General features: G+C 70.6%; 4 protein-coding genes and 1 pseudogene. All 5 read right to left on the reverse strand.

Annotated elements, in window-relative coordinates; all coding sequences use genetic code 11:
* The coding region (locus tag A5708_RS26660) for an FAD-binding protein (RefSeq protein ID WP_155765898.1) at positions 1-92 on the reverse strand (92 nt) is incomplete at its 3' end.
* Between the two features lie 90 nt (positions 93-182).
* The gene (locus A5708_RS05065; protein ID WP_065027580.1) at positions 183-953 is read right to left on the reverse strand and encodes a hypothetical protein; all 771 of its coding nucleotides are present in this window, start codon (positions 951-953) and stop codon (positions 183-185) included.
* 71 nt (positions 954-1024) lie between these two features.
* Complete coding sequence (sigM, locus tag A5708_RS05070) at positions 1025-1612, reverse strand: RNA polymerase sigma factor SigM (protein ID WP_065027581.1); 588 nt, start codon at positions 1610-1612, stop codon at positions 1025-1027.
* A 79-nt stretch (positions 1613-1691) separates the two neighbouring features.
* Positions 1692-5333: a murein biosynthesis integral membrane protein MurJ gene (locus A5708_RS05075; RefSeq protein WP_065027582.1), complete on the reverse strand. Its 3642-nt coding sequence runs from the start codon at positions 5331-5333 to the stop codon at positions 1692-1694.
* Positions 5330-6051, reverse strand: a pseudogene (locus A5708_RS05080) (hypothetical protein); the annotation flags it as partial. The gene A5708_RS05075 and the pseudogene A5708_RS05080, both read right to left, overlap by 4 nt.

Raw genomic sequence — 6051 nt, forward strand, 5'->3', positions numbered from 1 at the left:
GCCAACTGCGCCCGCGCGGTATACAACGCCGCGGTATACCCAGCAGGACCCGAACCAATAACGATCACGTCGTGGACTGTGTCGGCGGTCATGAAAACCTTTCAAGCGATTCGTCTCTGGATCTGTGTAAACGCCAGCGTAGGTACGGCTGTTCCCGGGTGTTTCGTACCCATGGGACCACATTAGGGGCGGGGGACCTGGGTATTGGCCAGTAGTCCGGTATCGGCGGCGCTGCAGTTCGGCGATACCGCGAACACGGCCAAGGTGTGCGGGCCGTCACCGGGTATCACCAGAACGATTCCGGGGCGGGCGTTGATTTCGACCGGGCGTGCCCCCAGGACCTGCGTGGACGCCGGATAGCCGAGACCGGTGAGGCAGGAGGCGCGCCGCGCCGGGTCGTTGAGTGTGCCGTAGTCGGGGCTGCGGCCGAGCAGGCCGAGGATTTCGTTCCGCGAAAGCGGGATCTCCATCGGCGGTGTCGACACCGTGATGTGCTCGACATCGCCAGGGGTGTCCGGGGCGGGTTCGGGCGCGTGCAGCAGGGCGACGGTCCCGAAGCCGATCGCGGCGAGCACCGCGCAGACGCCGGCGGCCGCCGCGATGGTGCGGGCCGGACGGATGTGTGGCCGGGCGGAGTGACCGGCCGGTCCGGTCGCCTCGGTGGCCACCGGCTCCGCCGAGCGCAACGCCGCCGAAATTCGGTCGGCGACCCGTGGGGGAGGGTCGGGTGGCGCGCCCGGATCGGCGCCGATGGCGGCGATGTCGCGGCGGACCCGATTCAAGGCGTCCAGCACGTCGGCGGCGTGCGCGTCGGCGCGGACTTGGCCGCGGACCCGGGCGGCGGCCTCGTCGTCGAGAATGCCGGCCTGCAGGTCGGCGAGCCGTTCGACGGTCAGCGGTGGGTCTGATCCCGCACTGCGGTCATCCGCCGCGTCGTTGTCCGCTGCATTCATCGGACTCAGTGTCCGTCATGCACGCACCGATGGCCACGCATGGCCGGCGCGGGCGGCTGGCGGTGGAGAGGTCAGACCTGGCCGGTGGCGGCGTCGGGCAGGGCGTGTGCGCCGGCATTGAGATAGCCCAGCAGTTCGGCGAGCCGCACCCGGGCGCGAGCGCAGCGGCTCTTGATCGTGCCTTCGGCGACGCCGAGCAAACGGGCGGTGTCGGCCACCGAGTAACCCTGCATGTCGACGGCCACCACCGCGGCCCGCTGCTCGACCGGAAGGCGCATCAAGGCGCGCTGCACCGCCATCCTGGTCTCGACCTGAGCCGTGCGATCGGCCACCGGATAGATGTCTTCCAGCGGCACGGTCGGGTGCGCCTTGGTGCGGCGCAGCCGGTCCAGGCAGGCGTTGACGACGATGCGATGCAGCCAGCTCCCGACGGCGGCGTCATGCCGAAATGCGCCGGCGCCGCGGTGCGCGGACAGCATGGCGTCCTGCAGCGCGTCCTCCGCGTCCTCGGGGGTGCGGGTGGTCAGCCGGGCGAGCCGGTGCAGGTGCCGCTGATGACGGAGGAAAAGCTCGCTGAAGGCGTACCGGTCGCCGGCCACATGGGCTGCCAGCAGCTCGGCATCACTGCGCTCCTGCTTGGCGTTTCTCCCGAAGCCCACGGCCGGACATTAACCAATTGCGTATGGCGCGGCACTTCACTCGGAACGCCTTGTGTGAGTGTGCGGAACAGCGCACGGATCAGGACGCGGCCTGGACCGTGATCTCCGAAAAGCCCGCTTGGCTCTTGCCGTTGGTGGAACCCAGCGTCGAGATCCACACCAGCAGATTCGATGTCGGCGAGCCGGCCTTGACCGGGATCACGTTGTGGCCGGGTTTGAGCGTGAAGGCCGGTGCCAGCACCGTTGTGTCGTTGAGGCTGGACGGGCTCGCCGACGAGGCCGCGCGGATCTCGACCTTGGTTCCGTTGCTGGGGGTGTCGATGCTGACCTGGCCGATCACGGTGGGGCTGGGCAACTGCAAGATCAGTCCCTCGCCCTGCTTGAAGCTGGGGAAGGGGACGGCGTCGGTGTAGACCTCGGTCGCCCAGGCCGTCGAGGGATCGCCGTCGATCGCCTGCCCGGCGGTGCCCGCGTTGTCGGGGTCGCCGTCGGGGGAGAAGACCGTCGCCTTGGTGGGTTTGACGACGCTGCCCGCGGCCGCGGAGGGGGCGGGGGCAGCGGCCGATGCGGACGACGAAGAGGGGCTGTTCAGTCCGAGCTCGTCCTTGTTCAGACCACCGCCGACGTTACCGAAGATCTTGCTCACGATCGACGCCAGCACCAGCAGGGCGACCACGATGACGGCCAGGCCGGCTCCGACACCGATGACCAGGTTGCGCCGGCGGCGCGCGAAGGTCGCTTCCTCCTGACCGGGTGAGAGCAGAGCCGTCGACGGCGAGGGCGAATCGTCGATCGGGCCGAGGACCTCGGTGCGGTCGGCGACCGCGGTGGCCTGCTGGAGCAGGTTTAAAAGGGTTGAGGCGCTGCGTATTCCGCCGTCCTCCTGGACCGCGCGGACGGCGACCGCGGAGATCTGGAAGGGGATGTCGCGGTCGAGGGACATGGGTTCGACGGGGTTGCCCGACGCGTCGCGCTCGGCCGCCGCGAGCCCACTGCGCACCCCGGTCTCCACGATGGGCCACCGGTTGACCAGCAAGGCGTAGAGCGCGGCGCCGATGCCGCGGATGTCGTCCTGCGGGTTGGCTTCGGGCATGGTCGCCGGGTAGGCCAGCACGACGTCGCCCTCGATGCTGACCCGCACCCGGCTGGGGTGGTCGATCGACAGGGCAACGCCGGCGCGGTGGGCCGCGTCCGCGGCGGCGGCCAGCGACTGCATGGCCCGCACCGCGCCCACCGGTGAGGGTGCGGTGTCCGCCACCTCCTGCAGCGAGCCACCCCGAATCCACTCGGAGACCACGAGGCCGCCGGAGCCGGTGTGCACCACGTCGAGCACACGGGCGATACCGGGCTTGTCGATGCGGCTGAGCCGCAGGGTGCGCGACAAAATCTCCTGCAGGACCTCGTCGGGCAGGGCACCGTCCGGGTCGACGAAGGTCAGCGCCACCTGCCGGTCCAGTGCGGTGTCCAGCGCCTGCCAGAACTGCAGCGGCGGGGCGCCGCCGTGGAACACCAGCAGTCGGTAGCGCCCGCCGGCGATCCGGGCGCCGGGGACCAGGTGAACGTCGTCTCCGGCGGAACCCCCGGGACGTTCGCGCGGCGCTTCGAACGGGGTCGGTGCGCGCCGGGCTTCGCCGGGGATATCGCCGTTGGCCTTATCGGTCGGGCGCGGGACGGGCCGTTTGGGCTCGTCGGCCGGGATGTCGGGCTGGAAGTCGTCGGCGACCGGCCGCGGCAGCGGAGTACCTGAGCCTGCGCCAGGCCCAGCGCTGGGGGCTGCGCTCTCCATCGGGCGGTCGGTCACCTCCGGTCCTTTCACTAGCCGGGCTCGGTTTGCCCGCTCCGGAGGCCTGCGCCGGATCGGCTCCTGGACCGCATTGACCCCAGGCGGGGACGAATTCCTCTGCTCAGGGTACGTGACGGGGCGCCGGTGAGACGATCGATCCTTGGCACTCGGTTTGCGCGGGCGCGGTCCGCGGCCCGTGATGCGGTACCGGAGCGCGTCCAGCGCCGCCCGGGCCTCGGGCACCTGGGCGCGCAGCATGACGGCGGCCGTGATCGGCAGCATGATCAGCCCCAGCACCAACAGGCGGAGCAGGGAACCGGCGCCGCCGTGCTCGGTGAGCCCGTCCAGCCCGAGCAGTCGGTCGATCACGTGGGCGATCAATCCGGCCAGCATCGACGCGGTCAGCGTCACCAGGATGGTGCGGACTTCGCCGACGCCGATCAGATGGCCGCCGGCCGGCAGCAGGGTGCGTCGCAGCAGGACGTAGCCGATGACGGCGCCGGCCAGGAAGCCGACACCGTTGGCCAGCCCCAGGAAACCGGCCACCAGTTTGGGATCGTCGGTGAGGTGCGGCGCCAGCACTGAGCCCACGATCTTGACGGCCGTGATGACCAGGATGATGACGATCGGCGTCCACGGCTGTTCGCGCGCGTAGAACACCCGCAGCTGCAGCAGCACCAGCCCGTAGGGGATCAACGTGAAGGCCGACAGGGTGATCGCGGCGCCCAGGTATCCGGCGTCGACGTTTCCGAAATGGCCGTAGGCGAACAGGGCGCTGCCCATCGCGGGGCCGCCGACCGTCATGAACGCCACGATCGGGATCAGCGTGATCAACGTCAGCCGGGTGGCCAGCGACAGGTCGCCGAGCACGGCCTTGGTGTCGTCGGCGGCGGCGTTGCGGCTCAGCCGCGGCATCACCACGGTCAGCACCGTCACGCCGATCATGCCGAACGGCAGCATCAGGACCAGCCACGTGTAGTTGTAGATCGCGGGGCCCGATGCCGCCGCGGTGCTGGCGATCTGGTTGCCGACCACCAGGCCGAGCTGGCTGATCAGCACGTAGAGCACCATCGCTGCGGCCATGGTGCCGAAGCGCTTGAGCCGCTGATCGATTCCCCACAGCGGCCGCAGGTCGACGCGCTGGCGTCGGAGTGCCACCAGCAGCAGCCCGGTTTGGGCGAACACGCCCAGCGTCGTGCCGACGGCGAGCACCAGCAGCTTGGCGTTGCCCATCCGGACGGGATCGACCGAGAGCTCGCCGGGCACCAGCGCGTAGACCCCGAGGGTGACCAGCGCGACGACGTTGTTGAGGACAGGCGCCCACGCCGTGGGCCCAAACACGTTGCGGGTGTTCAGGATCGCCATGAACACCGACGTCAGGCCGTAGGCGAGGACCTGGGGGAGCAGCAGGTAGGCGAACGCGATGGTCAGCGGCTCGTTGACTTGCGGGTGACGGCCCAGCATCAGCCGCACCAGCAGCGGGGCGGCCGCCACCGACAGCACGGTGGCGAAGACCAGCAGCGCCGTCGTCAACGTGACCAGGCGCCGCACGAACGCGGCGCCGCCGTCGGGGTCGCTTTGCTCGGCGCGCGCCAGCACCGGCACGAAGATCGCCGTGAACGTCGCCTCCAGCACCAGGGCCGCCACCAGGTTGGGCAGCTGGTTGGCCACCGAGAACGCGCTGGACAACGCGGCGCCCAGGATCGCGGCCAGCAGCACCACCCGGGCGAAGCCGGTGAGCCGGCTGATCAAGGTGGCGAAGGCCATCCCCCACGACCGCGACACCAGCGCCGCGTCGGACAGCTCGGGGCGCCGACGGTCGATCTCGGCGGCAACGGGCGGCAGCGGGCCGGTCGGCGGTGAGCCCTGCGTCCGGGAATGGCGCGGCGGTTCGGGCAGGCGGTGGTGTGGTTGGGCCTGCCGGTAGGCGGGGGTCATACGCGGTGCTCGTGTTCGACCGGCTGGTCGGCCTCGTCGCGCGCGTGGCGGGCTTCAGCGGGGTGCCGGGCATCGGGTGGATCGGGACGGTCCAGGTCGGCGCGGTCGGGCTGGCCGCGGAAGCGGTGCCACAGCCGGCGGCCGGCCAGCAACACGAGCACCGCCGCGGCCGACAGCGTGATCGCGAACAGGACCTTGCCGTAGGCGTTGGAATGCACCGACAACCGCACCGGGTCGCCCAGTCGCAGACCGTCAGCGGTCCGCAGGGAGACGTCGACGGCGACGCGCTGGGTGAAGTTCACTTCGATCGGAATGCGCAGCGGCAGGTAACCCGGCGGCAGTTCGATCTGGCCGACGTCGGTGACGTTCATGCCCGGCGGCGCGTCGACGTGCAGCCGCACCCGGATCGGGACGGCCAGCCCGTTGTGCAGTGCCAGCGGTAGCGGGCTGTGCTCGGTGGCCAGGGTGTAGGAGCCGCCCGGGTTGACGATCGTCACCGCGCCGAACAGGTCGTTGACCGTTTTACCGACCACCGCCAGGCGCAGCTGGGCCAACCCGTTGCGGGTGTCCGGCGGTTCGGACTGGCTCAGCGCGCGCAGCATGTCCTCGCGCAGCGGCGCGGTGTACTGGACGCCCGTCAGCCCGGTGCGATCGTCGGTCATCAGCGATGACGTCAAGCCCCACAGCCGTCCGACCTGCCCGGAGATGCCGGCGTTGA

It is taken from the genome of Mycobacterium colombiense (assembly GCF_001672755.1).
GTDB classification, from domain to species: domain Bacteria; phylum Actinomycetota; class Actinomycetes; order Mycobacteriales; family Mycobacteriaceae; genus Mycobacterium; species Mycobacterium colombiense_C.

Bases quoted from the DNA above. Each gene is read 5' to 3' on its own strand.
- A5708_RS05065 (WP_065027580.1), bottom strand. From the start codon at position 953: ATGAATGCAGCGGACAACGACGCGGCGGATGACCGCAGTGCGGGATCA.
- A5708_RS05075 (WP_065027582.1), bottom strand. From the start codon at position 5,333: ATGACCCCCGCCTACCGGCAGGCCCAACCACACCACCGCCTGCCCGAA.